The following is a 17,980-nucleotide window of genomic DNA, read 5'->3' as shown; positions in this document are numbered from 1 at the left end:
CTAAATAACTCGGATGTATTATGAAGAGCTTTTATATTTCACGTATTTTGCAAATGGTGCTGGTGCTATTTTTAGCTTCCTTTGCTGCGTATAACCTTATGGGGCTAATGCCTGGCGATCCTATTGATCTGCTTGCGCAAAGTAACCCAAATATCACTTCAGAAGATATTGCACGTCTCAAAGCAGAGCTTGGCTTAGACCAACCTGTGTATGTTCGTTACTTCATTTGGCTAGGTGATGCTTTACAAGGCAACCTTGGTGATTCGCGTGTGTTCAAAATGCCCGCTATCGATGTACTTTGGGATGCAATGAAAAACACCTTGCTACTCGTTGGTAGCGGCACTTTACTGTCTATTTTTATTGCTTTGCCTATCGGTATTATCTGTGCCGTGAAACAAAACAAAGCGACGGATTACATCATAAGCGGTATTACCTATTTCTTCCTTTCTACACCTGCGGCATGGCTTGCGCTGATGCTGATTATGGTTTTCTCAGTGATGTTGCCAATATTCCCAGCCGGTGGCACAGGCGAAGCAGAAGGCGTCCAAGGACTGGAAAAACTCAGATATATGGCACTACCAATTTTAAGCCTAACATTGTTGAGTATCGCTTCTATCTCTCGTTTTATGCGCTCAAGTATGTTGGAAGTATTCAGACAGGATTTTGTCCGCACAGCCAAAGCCAAAGGCGCCTCTTCTAGCCGAGTACTTTTCAAACACTGTATTAAAAACGGCATGTTGCCAATGATCACGGTATTAGCGATGGACGTTGCAACTCTGATGAGTGGCGCGGTTCTTACTGAGACTATTTTTAGTTGGCCAGGGATTGGTAAGTTAACGGTCGATTCAATCAACAACAATGACTACAACGTGGCAATGCTGTGCTTTATGGTCGCAACGTTTGCCATTTTGATCATGAACTTTATCGCCGACATTCTCTACTCGAAAGTTGACCCTCGTATTGATTTAACAAAGGGGAATCGCTAATGAGCTATATTGTTAAACGTAGTCAAAACCCATGGATTCAAGTGGCGCAGCGACTTTCACGTCACAAGCTGGCTATGGTTTCCATGGTCTTTCTCGTTCTACTTACTGCAGTTTGTTTTGGTGCTGGCACTATCGGTCAATGGTTAGGTGTCGACCCATTTGAAGATAACTTATTTAGCCGCTATGAAGGTCCCAGTGATCTTCATTTACTCGGCACAGATGAATTAGGTCGCGATATATTGACTCGCCTACTGCTTGGCGGTCAGGTATCACTGACGTTTGCCTTTATGGCGGCAATCGTCACATCAGTGATTGGTACCACACTGGGGGTGATCGCAGGTTATCACGGTGGGCGCGTAGATGCCTTTATCATGCGTGCTGCAGATTTCATCATCAGCTTACCAGGCATCATGCTACTGATCCTGATCCAAAGTATCGACATGACTAAACTGGGTTTCTCTGAAGAGCTCGTGCGCAGCGATAGCTTTAGTATCTATCGCCTAGTGGTCGTCTTGTCACTGCTAGGATGGCCATTTGCCGCTCGTCTAGTGCGCTCTAATACACTGTCTGTTAAACATCGCGAATACGTACAAGCAGCAATTGGTTACGGTGCGAGCCATTGGTTTATTATGATGCGTCATATCGTACCAAATGTAATTGCTCCGGTTATTACTGCAACGACTCTTGGCATCGGGGTGGCGATTCTGACCGAAAGTGCTTTAAGCTTCTTAGGCTTTGGTATTAATCCACCAACACCATCATGGGGTAACATGTTGCAAAACGCACGTGAAGCTCTTTGGGTTTACCCAATGGCCGCCGTATATCCGGGCATTATGGTGCTATGTACTGTAGTAACCATCAACTTTCTCGGTGATGGCTTGCAAGAAGCAATCGATCCTAAATCGTAGTCACCGCGTTATAAGCAGATTGGCGGAGTAATTCGTCAATCTGCTTTGCTATTTTTGTGTTTACCTGTCTAACAATCATCATCAACCAATTACATCTCATATTGAGCAAATTTAGTCTGTGGCAAACCTTGAACGATAATGGGTCGGTGTGATTCCCACCACCTTCTTAAATACTCGGGTAAAGTTACTCACATCGTTATACCCCAACAAAAAGGCCACCTGTTCTACTGTCGATTTATTGATGTTCATTTCTCGTTTGGCGACATCCATTTTATAGTTCAGTCGATACTGTTGTGGGGTCAGGTTGAGTACCTTTTTAAACGCCCGCGTTAAGGTTTTCTCACTCACACAGCAAATATCCGCCATGGCTTTGTTACTTTGCTCATCTAATGGCGTGTGATGACAATATTGCTGAGCTTTCAAGACCAACGCATTCCCATGGCTCAAGTCTGGCAAAAAACGCTCGTAATAGGCTTGTAGCCGTCCAGAGAAGTCCAGCAGACAAATATCAGCCACTTCTTTAGCAAGATCAAAACCTGCGTAACGAGCGATAAGATGAAGAGCTAAATCTTGGAAAGCAAATAGACCCGAACCCGTCACCACACTGCCTTCGTCGACGACCATCTCATGGCGTTTAACATCTGCCATTGCAGGAAATTCACTCGCAAGTTGATCGCACAATTTCCAATGAGTGGTGGCGGCTCTATTTTCCAATAAACCCGCGTACCCCAACCAAAACACACTTGCGCAGTTGGCTGCCACGGTGCACCCCTGCCCATGCCATTGCTTTAGGGTTGTCAGTAAAGTTGGGTCGTAATGGATATCCGCGCCAATTTTTCGCGGCGGAATAAATACCACATCAGGCACAGACTCAACGGGTAATTCTGAACAATTAACCTTAGTCACCATGAATAACGGAGCGTCTAACACGTAGTTCGCGACCGCTAAAATATCGCTGATCCCAGCAGCAGCCGACTCCATGACGTGCTCTGTTTCGAGGATCACAACCTTAATCCTTCCCTTGTCCATATCTGACCTTAAATTGTCCATTTGGGACATTATAAATGGCTGGTACTGGGTGTAAAGTAACCACATCAAATCAAGGAGAGCACCTATGACTAAACAAGCACTAATCATTATCGATATTCAGAATGACTATTTTGAAGGTGGCGCAATGACGCTTTTTGAACCGAGTAAAGCGGCACTTAACGCGCAAAAATTGCTAACACACTTTCGTCAAACTGAGCAACCAATCATCCACATTCAACACCTTGCCGCCAGCCCAGAGCTTGGATTTATGTTAGAAGGCACTGAAGGACAAAAAATCCACCCGACTGTGGCACCTAAAGACGGTGAAACCGTCATTATCAAGCACTATCCTAATGCTTTCGCGGCCACCAACTTAGCTCAAGTTCTCAATGAGCAAGGTATAACTGATGTGGTTCTTGCAGGAATGATGACCCATATGTGTGTGAGTAGCACAGCACGTGCGACCATCGAGTACGGTCTTAAAGCAACTATCGCTCACAATGCTTGCGCCACTTGCGCACTACCACTTTTCGACCAAGTGATTCCCGCGGAAGTGGTACATCAAACAGCACTCGCTGAAGTAGCCAACATTGCGCAGATATTAAGTGTCAGTGAAATAACGAATGAATAGCATTTAATGCCGAGTTAATTCCCCTACTATGCTGGCGCTGCTACCTCTATACAAAAGCTTTGATGGAAGCAGCTGCTAGCAAGACAAACCGCATCAAGCCAGTTATACTCCATCCTCTCTCACAGCTAATAATTGCAATTCATGAGACAATTTTACGTTACCGAAGGCGATATCAGCTCTAAGAAAGAGAAAATCGCCTACCCGAAACTGGCTTTGTGCGACAAGTGCGTCAGTAGCTATGTGGTGATCAGTGAAGGTGAACGCACCTATCAAGAATGCGCCAAATGCGGTGCGGATGATTGATGCCAAGTCCTAGCGGCAATATATTCAAAACTCGGCGGGCACAATCATCCCGCCTTGATCCACTAAACCGTTCGTCACTGACACTTCCCCCTCCTTTGATACTGCGACGGCTTCAATGCCCGCTTGCACATTAATGTAATCCATTGCCTCAGCCACACTCGGTAAAAAGCCTGCTGTACTCCATATCTCGCCATCGACCGATTGCTCGGAAATGATGGTCAAACTGGCAATTTCAGTGGTAATTGGCATGCCTGTCCTTGCATCCAACAGATGATGGTAACGCTGACCATCAACATCAAAATAGCGCTCGTTAATACCCGAAGTGACCATAGACATACCTTTCAAAGGCACCGCACGTAACACATCGCCACGTGCGGCTAGTGGATTCTGAATGCCGACATTCCAAGCGTGGTTGCTGTTTTTCGGTGAATAGCCAATAGTCAGCACATTGCCACCAAGACTAATAAAACCATGCTCGACACCCGCATCAACTAACGTACGTTTTACTTGATCAGCGAAGTAACCTTTGGCGATTGCTCCAAGGTCAATCTCCATCCCGACTTGGCTTAAATAGACGGACTTATTCGCTTCATCCAGCAAGATATTCGTTGGGTCGACCAAACCAAGCTTGGCTTTGATTTCATTTTGACTCGGCACTTTGGCGTCGTTAAAACCGATTCGCCAAGCTTTGACTAACGGACCAATCGCAATGTTGAAAGGGTTATTGAGATCTTGGCTGCGCGCTTTTGCCAGCTTGATCAATTGGAACAAGTCATCTTCAACCGTAACTGGAGCGATACCCGCGTTGTGATTCACCGCCATCAATTCAGAGTTTGGCTGATTCACTGTAAAACGCTGGGCATAATTCTGAAGTTGTTGGTAAGCCTGTCGAATCAGTTGCTCACCATTTGGGTGATAAACCACTAATTCAATAATGGTTCCCATCATCTGAAAACTGGTGCGGTAATTGGTCATACAGCTTCTACTTTCTGCTAACTCGCTGACTAAAAAGAAAAAAGAGGGAAGCGTCGCTCCCCCCTATCTCGCTAAAAATTCAGATAATTAAATTGAATCCGCAGCGCTCTCACCCGCAATACGACCGTAAGTGAAGATATCGATGAGTGCGTTACCACCCAAACGGTTACCCGCGTGGATACCCCCAGTCACCTCACCTGCCGCGTATAGCCCTTGAATAGCATGACCATCAGTGCCAATAACACGCGCCTTGGTGTCAATCTTCAAACCACCCATAGTGTGGTGAACCGATGGTTGACGTGGTGTGGCGTAGAATGGTGCCTGCTGGACTTTCAAACCAAACGCACTCTTATGGAACTCTGGATCTTGCCCTTGTTCAACACAGTGATTGTACTGAGCAATCGTCTCGGTTAACTGCTCTGCCGGAACACCAATCTTTTCAGCTAGCTCTTCAAGCGTATCGGCTTGAATGATGATGCCCTCTTTGATTTCGCGCTCAATGGTTTCATCAGATGTGTTCGCCGCAGTTTGGCGGATATTCTCATCGGCAATCATGTAAATCAGACCACCATTGTCAAAGAAGGCGGATGACAACACATCACGGCTACCACATTCATCAACAAAACGCTTACCTTGTTGGTTAACAAAGACAAAGTTCTCTGGCGGAACGATCAAACCTGTTAGCAGAGCGCCAGATTTAGGATCGCCTACTGGCATTAATTGCACAAAGCCCATACCCACCAATTCAGCGCCCGCTTTCTCGCCGATTTCAATGCCATCGCCTACGAGAGCTGGAGAGTTAGTGGTTTTGATATCATCGGCGATCTCTTTCCAATAGGTATTGTACTTTTTGATCATCTGCGTATTCGCGCCAAAACCGCCAGACGCCAGCACTACACCATGGTTAATGCGCAGCTCTAATCGAGTTCCGTTCGCTTGAACCGCATTGATACCAACGACTTTGCCCTCTTCAACAATCAAATCTGTCGCGCGCGTATCGGTAATGATACGACCATTTTGCTCTTGAATGCGTTTTTGCAGTTTATCGACAAACTCAACACCTTTTGGACGCTTTGGTTTATGAGCACGGCGCCACAACGCCCCTACAGGGATTTCAACCACACTGCGGTCAAAGTCGATACCTTTGTCACTCAACCAATCAATCGATTCCATCGAGCGAGAAGTCAGCGTTTCAACCAAATCATATTGACCAAAAATCGCCTCGCCATTTAAGTCAGTGCGCTTACCACCTAGATAGGTTTGAATACGGTGTAGTTCAACAGAGTCAAACAAGTACTGCTCACCATTAGCCAAAGCGGTAAAGTAATCATCAAGCTGAGATTTTAGTACGCGGAAATCTTCAAGGTACTGACCAACAAACTCAGATTCTGGCGTTTTCGCCAAAAGCATTAAGGTCTCTTTTTCACCCGGTAGAGCTGGGAAATCATTTTGCCATGCAGGCTCTGCAGCGTTGACCCAACCACCGGTACGAACCGTGTTACCGCCAATCGCTGGGAATTTTTCCAGCAAGATAACAGACTTGCCTTTATCAAGTGCTGTCAGTGCTGCACTTAAACCCGCACCACCGCCGCCGACGACGACGACATCCACCGTTTCTTTAATGGTTTTCGAAGACCATACCACCGCTTCTTTTGCCTTGCAGCGCAATGCTTCTGAGTTACCACCAGCTAAATCAACCGCATTGGACACCCCATCTAATACAGCTTGGCTACTTACTGTCGCCCCTGAAATCACATCGATGTTAAGCGTCTGTCCATCAAGGATCTGCTGTGGAATACGCTCGAACGCTGGGTTTGCGATACCATCCGACTCTTTTGAAGAATCGACAACGATTTCAAGGATTTGATCCTCAGAGAAGGTTACCGTAACCGGTAAGTCGCCATTGTGACCACGTCCATACGCTGTATATTGACCAGAGTTAAACTTGATTGGCACATTTTGCAGTTCTTTAATGCGTTGGTGTTTCAACGCTTCTGCCGCACTGTCGACAATCATGTAATCCATGATTTCCCACAGCGGAGTTGGAATTTGCAACGCATCTTGCTGGGCAATGTCCGCAAACTCAGCGCAAGGCTCATCACGCAGAACTTTACCAGCCCAAGTTGGCTCAACTAAGTAGCCTTTACCGATACTCACCATATCGTAGCCCTGCTCTAGGGCTTTATCAGCATGCACGCGCTGGGCAATACCACCCACACCAATCACTGGCACTTTCGCGACGTATTCAGATTGCATCTGACGGTATTTATCAATCAGTGGCTGTTGATCTTCTGGCGTAACAATCGAATTACGCAGCCAACTGCCCATTGAGAAATGGAAGTAGTCCAAACCGTGCGCGGCAAGCTTATCGAGTAAGAACATGGTATCGTCAAAGCGAATACCCGGTTGTTCAATTTCTTCCGGTGAGAATCGGTAACCAATGACAAACTCGGTTTTATTGTGCTCAGCGACAACTTGCTTAGTCTTCGCCAATATTTCTAGTGGGAACCTAGTGCGCTTTTCGATATTACCGCCCCACTTATCGCGGCGACGGTTTGAGTGTGGTGAAAAGAACTGCTGAATGAGGTAGGTATTAGCGCCATGGATTTCGACACCATCAAAGCCAGCGACGATAGCGCGTCTTACTGCATCACCGAACTTGTCGATCATCGCTTCGACTTGATCTTTGGTCATCTCAAGTGGCGTTTCAGCATTGTCGCGCAAAGCCGCTACAGGGCTGGCAGAAATTGGCTGATGACCACCGTTAAATTCAGGGTTTGCCATACGACCAGCATGGTAGATCTGCAAAATCGCTTTTGAACCTTTGGCTTTGATTGCCGCTGCCAATTTCGCTAAGCCAGCAATTTTACTGTCGGTGTCGATACCTAGCGCACCTGGAAATGCTCGACCATAGTTTTCAACAAACGCACTCTCGACAATGATCGCCGCTGCATCACCTGAGCGTGCCGCGTAGTAATTGATCATTTCTTGAGTAACGCCACCATCAAAAAACGCAGATTGGATGGTCATTGGCGCCATCACGATACGGTTATTTAGCTTGACCCCGGACTGAAATACAATTTCATCGACTAACTGAGCCATAGGTAGTTTCCTTATACAGATTAATTCTCATATGAAACGTACTTATCGTTCAGTTTTACGTGGCGGAAGTATTTTTGATATGAGAACCAAATAGGCACTCTGAAGACTCCAAAATACTAGTCCTTTAACATTATGAGTAAAATGAATAGTTTGCATTTTTACTATGCTTAACGCGCATTAACTTATGTATTGCTGCATGATGGATACATTATTTAACGCAGCGGCAAACTCTCAGAAACAGTTGAAACACTCTATCATCCAAGGCAATTTTTATATTAAGAGAATGATATTATTGAAATTGTTTAGAACTCAACCCCATAAACCTCTGCCCACAGCGCCAATGACTTCAGTGGCAATAACGACGGGATAGGTCAATTATAGTCACCATCAAATATGTGACATTACGCACATTTAGTATTGCCAAACAGTACATGTTCAAGCTGAAACTAAGCGGCTTAATTTAAATAACGCCTCCTGTAAAATATAAAAAAAGCGCAAATACCTAACGTAAATATTTGCGCAAACGTCCATCACTACTATTAATAAAGATCAACGAAATCGTGACTAGTTACCACTACGGCTAATTACTTCTTCTCCGTTATAAACCAGTCTAGTTGACCAAGGAATTGGATTTCGCAATGCATAGTGTGCCATACAGCCATTTTCCGCTTCATTGAGCAGATCTTTGATCTTCTCTTCTGGCTCAGGGCTTTCAATGATCACGTGTGTTTCAACGATGTCACAACCGCCATCGGTCATGTAACCGTGGTCGCGCATGTGACCTAGATTAGTTTTAAACACAATACGTTGCTCTAACTTCAGTGAATCCACTTGGATTTTACGTGCATTCAAAATGTCGGTTAAATGTGTCATCAAACAGAAACCAATTCCCGCAGAAAAGAACGCAAGCGGCGGCGGAGCGGTATCATTACCCACTGGTGGCTGTTCATCGCAATAGAGTTTGACTGGGCTAAAACCGGGAATGTTGACGGATACGACGCCGGTTTTTTTCTGCATATCACCCGCTTCAGCGGTTAAGTTTACTTCAAAACGATAAGGCTCTGGATGACGCGCTTTCGCAAACTTTGATGGTTCATATTGAGTCGGTTGGGGTTGCTCTGCGTTTAATTCACCCACGTGGAAAAACTTTTCTGTTGCCATTAATTGTTCCTTGTTTAATCCGTAACGCTGAATAGATTTTATGCGAAAAGATGTGAATTTAGTCGTCAAAGTCGCCTCTAATTCAAGCTATTATGGTGGCTTCATTCATATCTACCTGTCATTTTGAAGGATTACGTCATGCTGACTAAACAAGACAAAAAGATACTCTCTCATCTGCAAGAGAATGGTCGAAAATCCATTGTTGAATTGGCTAAAGCCACGGATATGTCTGAATCCACGTGTTTAAGGCGTACCAAGCAATTAGAAGAAACCGGAGTGATCAAACAGTACGGTGCAATGTTGGATGCCGAGAAAGCAGGATTTGGTGTGGTCGCGTTTATCCAAGTAAGTATTGACCAACGTAATGAAGCCGCGTTTGATGAGTTTAAAAAAGCGGCTTGCGAACACCCACTCATCTTAGAGTGTTACTCACTATCTGGTCCTTATGACCACCTAATGAAAGTGGTTGCTCGCACCAACAAAGAGTTGTCACAGTTTATCTTAAAAGAGCTGCGTAGCTTCCCCGAGGTCAGGGAAGCACAGACTTTATTTGTCTTGGATGAGGTCAAACATACCAGCGCGTTACCTATTAACATGCCTGACTGACAGCATTCGAAGTCGTGACGTTGTAATCGGGCTAGTTTGCTCGCGCTCGATTACGCAGCTTTTGCCAAAGTCGCCCGTCAATCGCTGACAAGCCAAGCGCGATAAGCGCCATGCCAATTAAGTGGATTGGCTGCAAGGATTCATCCAAAAATACGACGCCAAGTAAAATTGCAGAGACCGGCACTAATAGCGTTACCAATAAAACATTCGTCGCACCAGCAAGCTCTAAGATCTTAAAGTACAACATGTAAGCCAGCGCGGTCGAGACCACCGCCAGACCCAAAATTGCCAGCCAAGTATGCAAGCTTACATTGGCAAACAAACTTGGGCTTTCTACCACCAGTGCGATAGGCAATAAAACCAGACTCGATGCGGTCACCTGCCCGGCTGCCAACATGATTAGACTGATCTTCATCGCTTTAAAGCGTCGACCATGCACACTGGCAAACGCGTAGCTGGTGCTTGCGCCTAATATCGCTAGCTGTGCCAGCAAAGGACTTTCGCCGCCCAATGCCGGTAAACCTATCATGGTCACCACACCAATAAAGCCAATCACCACCCCCAACACTTTAAGAGATGTGGGCTTTTCATCCGGTAAAAAGAGACCTGCGACCACCACGCCAAATATTGGCGTCGCGGCGTTTAGAATTGACGCTAAACCAGAAGCAATCTGAGTTTGCCCCCAAACAATCAGCAGAAATGGAATCACATTATTGAGAAGCCCCATACCAAGAAAGGCTGCCCATACACGGTAATCTTTGGGAGGACGATGCCCCGTGAGCAATGCAATCACCCAAAGCGTTAGAGCGGCTAAACTCACGCGCAACGTGACAATAATCAACGGTGGCAATTCATTGACTGCGACGCCGACAAAGAAAAAGGACCCGCCCCACAATATTGAAAGCAGTATAAGCATGCCCCAAACGGTCGAGGTCATTTGATGTTTGATTTGAGGTGTCATTTGGCGGTCCATCGCGGGCTGATGCAATTTTCCATACTAACTTGTCAGCGCTTATAAAAGCAAAGGCGAACTTTTTAGTTCGCCTTGGTTATAACTTCAATTCAGCAATCATTAGGTCTAGCGGCTCATCATCAAGCCAAACAGATCTTTCGGGTTTGCCATGCGCGGCACAATTTCGATCTGCTCGCCGATATTTAGCTCAGTTGCCAAATCATAGGTGTAACGCAATACCGAAAGATCTTCGAGTGCGAAGCCTACTGAATCAAAAATGGTAATTTGCTCAGCGCTATCACGCCCTTGAGCTTTACCTGCAATCACTTCCCACAATGGATTCACCTTATGCTCGGCAGGCAGTTGTTGAATATCTCCTTCAACACGAGTTTGTGGCTCATGCTCAACAAAGATTTTGCCTGCACGCAGCACATCAATATGCAGCTCCGTTTTGCCCGGACAATCACCACCCACACCGTTAATGTGCATGCCCGCCTCAACCATATCTGGAGTCAGAATAGTTGCGTAAGCTTTATCTGCGGTTACGGTTGTAACGATATCTGCACCTTGAACACACTCTTTGGCTGAGTTTGCCGCAACCACTTTAAGCTCTGGGTATGCTAGTAAGTGATTCGCCAATTTATCCATCGCTGCGCTATCAATATCAAAGATACGTAACTCAGTGATGCCAAGTAATTTATGAAAAGCAATCGATTGAAACTCGCTCTGCGCACCACAACCAATCAAGCCCATCACTTTAGAATCTGGGCGAGTCAACGCTTTCGCCGCCATTACCGAAGTAACCGCAGTGCGCAGACCGGTCGAAATGGTCATCTCACACAATAATCGAGGGTAGCCTGTCGCCACATCGGCTAATGCGCCAAACGCCATAACGGTAGAGAGACCGTGCTTAGGGTTTGATGGGTGACCATTTACAAATTTAAACCCGTAGTTTTGCTGATCAGCCACTGGCATAAGTTCAATCACCCCCACTTCACTATGTGCTGCCGTGCGAGCAGATTTATCGAACTCTTCCCAACGAGAAAAGTCCTGTTGCATGTACTCGAGTAAACCGCCCATAAAGGTCTCACAACCTTGAGCTTTTACTAATTTGGATAGTGCATCTACATCTAGAAATAATGTCATCTTAAGTCTCACTGTTCCCTTTCTTACACCAATTGCTACCGAGTCATTGTTCTTAACAACCACTCGGTAACACTCTTAGTTAGAGAGGGAGATTTAATTGTATTTTTATGTTGTTCAGGCTCATTCTAAGCCGAAGTTGAGCCAACAAAAAGACAGATTAATGCACAAAAGTTTAAGCAAAATTATCATTTTGATAGCTAAATGTGGCATTATGCTAAAGCCACTTTCTATTTTGAGTTTTGCAATGAGTAACCTAGATGATATTGATCGCCAACTATTGGCTCTATTGAGAAAAAATGCCCGCATGTCAGTGGTGAACCTAGCCAATAAACTCAAAGTATCGCGGGCGACGGTGCAAAATCGCATCAACAAGTTAGAAAAAGAAGAAGTGATCCTCGGTTATACCGTCAAACTCAAACACGAGGCTGAAGTTGAAGCACACACAGTCAAGATCATTATGAGTATTTCTGTCGAAGCTAAAGATGAAGCGAATGTACTCAAAGAGTTAGAAGCCTTCCATGAAGTCATTTCGGTTTATCACACCAATGGACATTGGGATTTAATAGCTGAAGTCCAAGCGGAAAACCTCTCGGTGCTTGGCGGATTATTAGTGCGGATTCGCTCAATCAAAGGCATTGTGCAAACCGAAACCAACTTATTGCTCGACCAGATTTTTTAACCTTCTCGCTAGTCCGATTGTCTAAACAAATTTCGGCTTAATATAGCATTAAAGCGCACTATAACGGGCTCATCGGAGAGCCCATTTGAAAACACTAGCGTTAATAGAGCAATATCATCCCCTGATAACCACCCATTTCTACCTGTGAAACATAATCGCCTATGTTGCCTTGGCTATCGACCACGCGCATCGGTTGCGGCAAAGTAATCGTGATTGGCTCTGCTGAGTAGTAAGCGGCATTCCGTCCAGAAAAATCAGTGCGATAAAGCACCCTTCCTTTGCTGAACTCACGCGCAAGCACCATCTCTTCGGGTGCCCCATTCACCACTTGACGCTCAGACTGATAGGCAAAGTAAGTGTAAGTTGGAAGCAACTTCGTCGCGCCATTAGGTAGATCAGCATGCATAACAGATGTTGCGGTCGAATCTCCGACGATAGTGTAGTCGGCAGGCGTAGGAGTCAGTGTAGACATCATCAACGGAATAGCTTGGTATCCAACCGGAATCGCATTAGCGGGCTCACCAATGTCAATCGCTTGCAACGCAGTAGGCTGATAGGCAATGTTTTTAGCAACACCAGCCTGCCAAAAATTACTCTCGGTGGTGTTGTCACTGCCATAAATAAAGCCGTTATTCCACTGATTGAAATAGCTGTATTGTGGGTGAAAATTAAGATAAAACGCCGCCAAGCTTGAGTATTGATCTTGCTGCCAGTTCTCTTGGCTATAACCAAAGTATTGCACTCTCCCGTAGCGGGTCGTCGCTTGAAAAATTACGCTATTTCCCTGCTCAGCCAGTGCTGAATTGTCCCAAAACTTAGCGATGCCTGCGTAACCGGTAAATCCTGTAGATGGAAACAAGTAATGCTCGCGTAAATAGAGTGAGCCCGCATCCACCAAATGCGTTTGACCATTACGTCCATAAAGGTTGGCAGTACCGATATTCAGCCCGATCAACGCATCGGCTTCTCTCTGTGCGAGACGATTGAGAAAAGAAGAAAACTGCTGCTTATACAGAGTGTCAGCCGCATCGCTATCAACTACCAAACCGAGCTCAGTCACCGTCCCGCCGGAGTAAACCGTAAACTGATTAGCACCAATTAACTTATTGGTATCATCATTGTATGCACCATTGAGCCCTTGCTCCGCCCACTCAACTGAGTAGAAATCATGCATCGCATCAAGGAAGCCTGAACTGGCTATATTGGTGATTGCCCATGATGAGTTCTGGCTCCACATTCGTCCAAATGGGATCACCCGAGATTCCCATCTAAAGCGCGCCGTGGCATTTTTATTACTGCGATTTTTGTATTCATTCCAAGACAAGTAATTGTCTTGATTGAGATCCGCTGAGACATCAAAACCACGCACCTTGCGCCACGTATTGATCTCACTGCCGCTTGGTGTATGTGTGGGCGCATCGGTGAGTTTAACCACAGGGAAACTATTTTTGAGTTTGACTTCTTTAAGCCTTGGACGCACATCTTGCTCACTACCTTGCCAAGTAATTCTCACCGCATAGAGCCGACCACCATCTCGCAGAAACGTAGAACCAAAATATTGCCCGCCACCATAACTGGCTCCACTGCCATCATGAGTCGTAGCACGCTGCCAATCACTCGGCATTTGCCAGATAACATTTTGGTTTTTAGTCATGTTGTCGGTTTTGTCTTTCTTGATATCAAACCGCGACCACTGTGTGACTTCACCGCGACTATCAACAGCCGATGGATATTCAACAATAAAGGAACCACCTTGTGCAAACTGACTGAATTTTAGCACCAGACGATCGAACTGCTCAGCATGGTACACATATAACGCGCCACCATTTTGATGATTAGCAAACACGTCGGCATCCCATGATGGCTGTTGGTAGAGCCAGAATCCCGCGTGATCATCACTAGCGGTGTAACCAACAATCATTGGCTTACGGTTGAGGATCGTGTTCTCGCCATGAGAAGGCTCAATTTCCGCTAACACCGTGTCTTCAGCAAAATGGAGGAAGAAATCTTCGTAGTTGAGACCATTTAATTCTGCATAATTGCGCACCTGATTCTCAACAGCGCCACTGTTTAGCTCGAGCTTTTGGTTATACATATAGCCAAGCGCTTTGACTCGCTCGTTATCACTTTTGTCCGCGTATGAGCCAAACACGATATCAGCATGGTTTAACTCCCACTCTATCACTTGGTGGCTGGTTAACGGATTACCTTGCAGATCCGTACCAGGTTGATGCAAGCCAGGTAACACCAAGGCAGAGCCTGCCAATACCGGCGTGGTGCTTAAAAAATAACAAATCCCACTCACCCAAAAATTTAACTGTCTGTTTTTCATTATTTTTATACCCAAGTAACCTCAAACCAAGCGGTTTAGTGTCAAATTTCATCTCAAAATGACACGCAAAAAAGGACGTAAAACTCGAAGATAAGTATTGGATAGAGACGCCAACAGTTCAATGCTATTGATAATACTGATATTAACTATTGATAGTTTTAATATTCAACACTCTGATTATTAACACTAAAGTCAGTATCAATTTTTTTGAGGTTGAACTTGTCACTAAGCAAAATGAGAAGTGATTTGCAAATGGACTGACAAGGCAGGGTTGATTGTTTTTTGCGCAATCAATATCATAAAACGACACCAAGGAAGGAAAGATATGGATATCAACACACTACTTCTATTTGTCATCGCCTGTTTAACGATAAACCTTATTCCTGGTCCTGATGTCGTCTACATTGTCTCCAATACGATGAAGGGCAAAATGACCACAGGCATCAAAGCCGCACTTGGTTTAGGTGCTGGCTATGTTGTCCACACGCTCGCGGCATGCCTCGGGCTTTCAGCGATTATTGTTAGCTCGGCATTTGCTTTTACTGCGGTTAAATGGCTCGGTGCCGCTTATCTTGTTTATCTGGGTATCCAAGCTTTGCTTTCCGCTTGGCGTGGTGGCAACAGTTTACAGATGACCCAATCAACAAACTCTAATCGTAACATCTTTATGCAGGGTGTGGTCGTTAGCGTACTCAACCCCAAAGTCGCCCTATTCTTTCTCTCTTTTTTGCCGCAGTTTATCGATATATCAGCAGGGGCAACATCGACACAACTGCTGATGCTCGGGCTAATTTTTAGCGCTCTGGCAACGGGTTGCAATTTGCTCTACGCGACATTAGGCAGTTGGCTATTCAGCCACCCCAACTCGATGCGCTACTCGCGCGCGCTTGAAAGTGTTTCTGGGGTATTACTGATTGGTTTAGCGGGCAAAATTGCGCTGAGTGATAAGTGATAAGTGATAAGACATCCTCAAAGGGAGGATGTCTTATTAAAACGCATACTGGTTAGATTTGACGCTCTATTTGTACCGACACTGCTAGTATCGCGTCAGAATCTTTACCCACGATGATCTTTAATTGTGTTGCTTCTTGCTCAAAACGATCATTGATTCCGTAAAACGCTAGTTCATCTGCCTTAATGGTAAAGCGAACCTTAGCTTCTTCGCCTGCCGCGATAAACTGTTTTGCAAAGCCTTTGAGCTCGCGCTTAGGTCGTGTCGTTGAAGTGCCCGTTTGCGAAATATAGCATTGGACAACTTCGTAACCATCGACTGCTGAACTATTGCGTACATCAACAGCAACTTCGATATCATCACCCACTAAATAGCGATCTGAATTCACAACCAAGTTGGAATACTCGAATTGACTGAAGCTAAGCCCATACCCAAACGGATACAGTGGCGTATGCTGAGAGTCTTTATACGCTTGGTACTCTTGAAACGCCCTCATCTTGCCCAACTCTTTACGCGCATAGTAAATTGGAATTTGACCGGTTGATCTTGGTACAGTCATGGTTAGTTTACCTGACGGGTTATTAATACCATAGAGTGTTCGAGCTACCGCATTGCCCGTTTGAGTGCCACTTTGCCAAGCATAGATTAGCGCATCTGCATAGCGCTCAATCGCAGCAGACGGCACTGGACGCCCAGTACATTGCACGACGATTAACGGTTTACCCGTTCTACCAATCGCTTCAATCATCTGCTCTTGACCAGCAGGTAAGGTAAGCTCGGCGATATTTCTTGCTTCACCCGTTCTGCGGTGGCTTTCTCCAACACATAGCACCACAACGTCAGCACGATGCGCGCACTCAACCATCTCATCACTAAAAGCACAATCATCGGTGATGACCGTGTTTGCATTACTCAGTTGTTTAATACCTTCAATGATAGAGACCACATCATCGGCTTTACCATCAAGACACCAAGAACCAAGATGCTGGCGTTTTGAGTCAGCATGCGGACCAATAACGGCTACGGTCAAACCGCTGTCTTGTAGCGGTAAAATAGCCTTGTTGTTTTTCAGCATCACCAAGCATTGCTCGGCAAGCTTAAGCGCCATCTCGCTGTGGGAAGATTTACCCAACATCTGTTTGTGAGATTCAGGGTCAACATAAGGGTTTTCAAATAGCCCGGCTCGGAACTTAGTTAGCAAAACACGGCGTACAGAGTCATCAACATAGTTCATCAACTCAGGATTTTTCTCTAACGCTGATGCGACAAAATCCTCATAAGCTTCATGGGTCATCGCCATATCAATGCCGGCTTGAAGTGCTTTAACCGCAGCTTCTGTGCCATTTTTTGCGACGCCAAAGTACTCCAGATCAGAAATCGAGCCCCAATCGCTAACAACCATGCCAGAAAATCTTTGTTGTTGTTTTAACCAACCTTGAACCAGCGTTTTAGAACCTGTCACTGGCGTGCCACCAAGATCATTAAAACCAGACATCACAGTCGCAACCCCCGCCTCAATTGCTGCTTTAAATGGTGGCAGATAAACGTTATGTAAAGTGTTAACAGAGATCTCGGTGGTATCATAGTCACGCCCACCTTCAGAAGCGCCATAACCGACAAAATGTTTAGCACAGGCAACTAAACTGTCAGCCGCGGCAGGATCGTCGCCTTGGAAACCTTTTACGACTGCTTTTGCCATTTGGCTAGTTAAAAACGGATCTTCACCTGAACTTTCAATAACTCGACCCCAACGAGGATCGCGCACAATGTCGAGCATCGGAGCAAAAGTCCAATTAATGCCTAAGGATGCCGCTTCCGCTGCAATACAGCGATAAGCTTGTTGAACTAACTCAGGGTTCCATGAACATGATTGAGCTAACGGGATTGGCAGCACAGTTTTTTGCCCGTAAATCACATCACGAGCAAAAATAATTGGGATCCCAAGTCGACTGCCTTCAACCGCCGCTGTTTGGATTTCATTCAATTGATTTGGGTCAACCGTTTCGCCTGGCGCATTCCCAGCCCAAGCGGTATCGGCAAGAATACGCGAGCCCCACTCACCTCGGCTGACTTTAGCTAAATAGACCTCACGGTTGTCAGCGTATTCCAACATCGGAGACTGACAAAGTTGACCAATTTTCTCCGCAACAGTCATTTTCGCTAAGAGATCTTCTACACGCTCATGATGAGGTAGTGACGCATCTTGATACTTTTCCAT

At 45.6% G+C, this 17,980-nt stretch carries 15 protein-coding genes; 7 read left to right on the top strand and 8 right to left on the bottom strand.

Annotated features, from left to right (window positions below):
* The first annotated feature begins 20 nt into the window (after nt 1-20).
* Together GZN30_RS16265 and GZN30_RS16260 are read left to right on the top strand one after the other, a co-directional pair.
* Nucleotides 21-986, top strand: coding sequence for an ABC transporter permease (locus tag GZN30_RS16265; RefSeq protein WP_075648322.1), 966 nt, complete (start codon nt 21-23; stop codon nt 984-986).
* Nucleotides 986-1,894 carry an ABC transporter permease gene (locus GZN30_RS16260; protein ID WP_075648324.1) on the top strand — a complete coding sequence of 303 codons (909 nt, stop codon included), beginning with the start codon at nt 986-988 and terminating at the stop codon, nt 1,892-1,894. Before GZN30_RS16265 ends, GZN30_RS16260 begins: the two co-directional genes overlap by 1 nt.
* A 111-nt stretch (nt 1,895-2,005) precedes the next feature.
* Here GZN30_RS16260 and GZN30_RS16255 read toward each other — a convergent pair whose 3' ends face one another.
* Nucleotides 2,006-2,899 carry a GlxA family transcriptional regulator gene (locus GZN30_RS16255; RefSeq protein ID WP_232060516.1) on the bottom strand — a complete coding sequence of 298 codons (894 nt, stop codon included), beginning with the start codon at nt 2,897-2,899 and terminating at the stop codon, nt 2,006-2,008.
* Between the two features lie 109 nt (nt 2,900-3,008).
* Between GZN30_RS16255 and GZN30_RS16250 the strand changes: the two genes are divergently transcribed.
* Complete coding sequence (locus tag GZN30_RS16250; RefSeq protein WP_075648326.1) at nt 3,009-3,554, top strand: cysteine hydrolase family protein; 546 nt, start codon at nt 3,009-3,011, stop codon at nt 3,552-3,554.
* Nucleotides 3,555-3,695: 141 nt separating this feature from the next.
* A complete protein-coding gene (locus GZN30_RS21325) occupies nt 3,696-3,857 on the top strand; it encodes a hypothetical protein (protein WP_167521318.1) in 162 nt (53 codons plus the stop codon).
* Nucleotides 3,858-3,881: 24 nt separating this feature from the next.
* Here the strand turns inward: GZN30_RS21325 and GZN30_RS16245 are convergent, their stop codons facing one another.
* From GZN30_RS16245 to GZN30_RS16235, 3 genes are all read right to left on the bottom strand, one after another.
* Complete coding sequence (locus tag GZN30_RS16245) at nt 3,882-4,832, bottom strand: FAD:protein FMN transferase (RefSeq protein ID WP_075648328.1); 951 nt, start codon at nt 4,830-4,832, stop codon at nt 3,882-3,884.
* 87 nt (nt 4,833-4,919) lie between these two features.
* Nucleotides 4,920-7,934, bottom strand: coding sequence for an NADH-dependent flavin oxidoreductase (locus GZN30_RS16240; protein WP_075648330.1), 3,015 nt, complete (start codon nt 7,932-7,934; stop codon nt 4,920-4,922).
* A gap of 564 nt (nt 7,935-8,498) precedes the next feature.
* Nucleotides 8,499-9,095, bottom strand: a complete 597-nt coding sequence (locus GZN30_RS16235) for an OsmC family protein (protein WP_075648331.1) — start codon at nt 9,093-9,095, stop codon at nt 8,499-8,501.
* 138 nt (nt 9,096-9,233) lie between these two features.
* Here GZN30_RS16235 and GZN30_RS16230 point away from each other — a divergent pair, with 138 nt between their 5' ends.
* Nucleotides 9,234-9,701 (top strand): Lrp/AsnC family transcriptional regulator, encoded by a 468-nt coding sequence (locus GZN30_RS16230; protein ID WP_075648333.1) that lies wholly within the window; start codon nt 9,234-9,236, stop codon nt 9,699-9,701.
* Between the two features lie 31 nt (nt 9,702-9,732).
* On the opposite strand, the gene GZN30_RS16225 is transcribed toward GZN30_RS16230, so the two are convergent.
* Together GZN30_RS16225 and GZN30_RS16220 are read right to left on the bottom strand one after the other, a co-directional pair.
* Entirely contained in the window at nt 9,733-10,662 is a 930-nt protein-coding gene (locus tag GZN30_RS16225) for a DMT family transporter (protein WP_075648395.1), read from the bottom strand.
* 117 nt (nt 10,663-10,779) lie between these two features.
* Nucleotides 10,780-11,799: an ornithine cyclodeaminase gene (locus tag GZN30_RS16220; protein WP_075648335.1), complete on the bottom strand. Its 1,020-nt coding sequence runs from the start codon at nt 11,797-11,799 to the stop codon at nt 10,780-10,782.
* 244 nt (nt 11,800-12,043) lie between these two features.
* Between GZN30_RS16220 and GZN30_RS16215 the strand changes: the two genes are divergently transcribed.
* Nucleotides 12,044-12,478: an Lrp/AsnC family transcriptional regulator gene (locus tag GZN30_RS16215; RefSeq protein ID WP_075648397.1), complete on the top strand. Its 435-nt coding sequence runs from the start codon at nt 12,044-12,046 to the stop codon at nt 12,476-12,478.
* A 100-nt stretch (nt 12,479-12,578) separates the two neighbouring features.
* On the opposite strand, the gene GZN30_RS16210 is transcribed toward GZN30_RS16215, so the two are convergent.
* Nucleotides 12,579-14,810 (bottom strand): hypothetical protein, encoded by a 2,232-nt coding sequence (locus GZN30_RS16210; RefSeq protein WP_139312202.1) that lies wholly within the window; start codon nt 14,808-14,810, stop codon nt 12,579-12,581.
* A 325-nt stretch (nt 14,811-15,135) separates the two neighbouring features.
* Between GZN30_RS16210 and GZN30_RS16205 the strand changes: the two genes are divergently transcribed.
* Nucleotides 15,136-15,762 (top strand): LysE family translocator, encoded by a 627-nt coding sequence (locus GZN30_RS16205; RefSeq protein ID WP_075648337.1) that lies wholly within the window; start codon nt 15,136-15,138, stop codon nt 15,760-15,762.
* Between the two features lie 52 nt (nt 15,763-15,814).
* Here GZN30_RS16205 and GZN30_RS16200 read toward each other — a convergent pair whose 3' ends face one another.
* Nucleotides 15,815-17,980, bottom strand: coding sequence for a glycoside hydrolase family 3 N-terminal domain-containing protein (locus GZN30_RS16200; RefSeq protein ID WP_075648339.1), 2,166 nt, complete (start codon nt 17,978-17,980; stop codon nt 15,815-15,817).

This window comes from Vibrio ponticus, assembly GCF_009938225.1.
GTDB lineage: Bacteria > Pseudomonadota > Gammaproteobacteria > Enterobacterales > Vibrionaceae > Vibrio > Vibrio ponticus.
The sequence above is the reverse complement of the archived record's forward strand: the minus strand, read 5'-3'. Positions and strand labels throughout refer to the sequence as shown.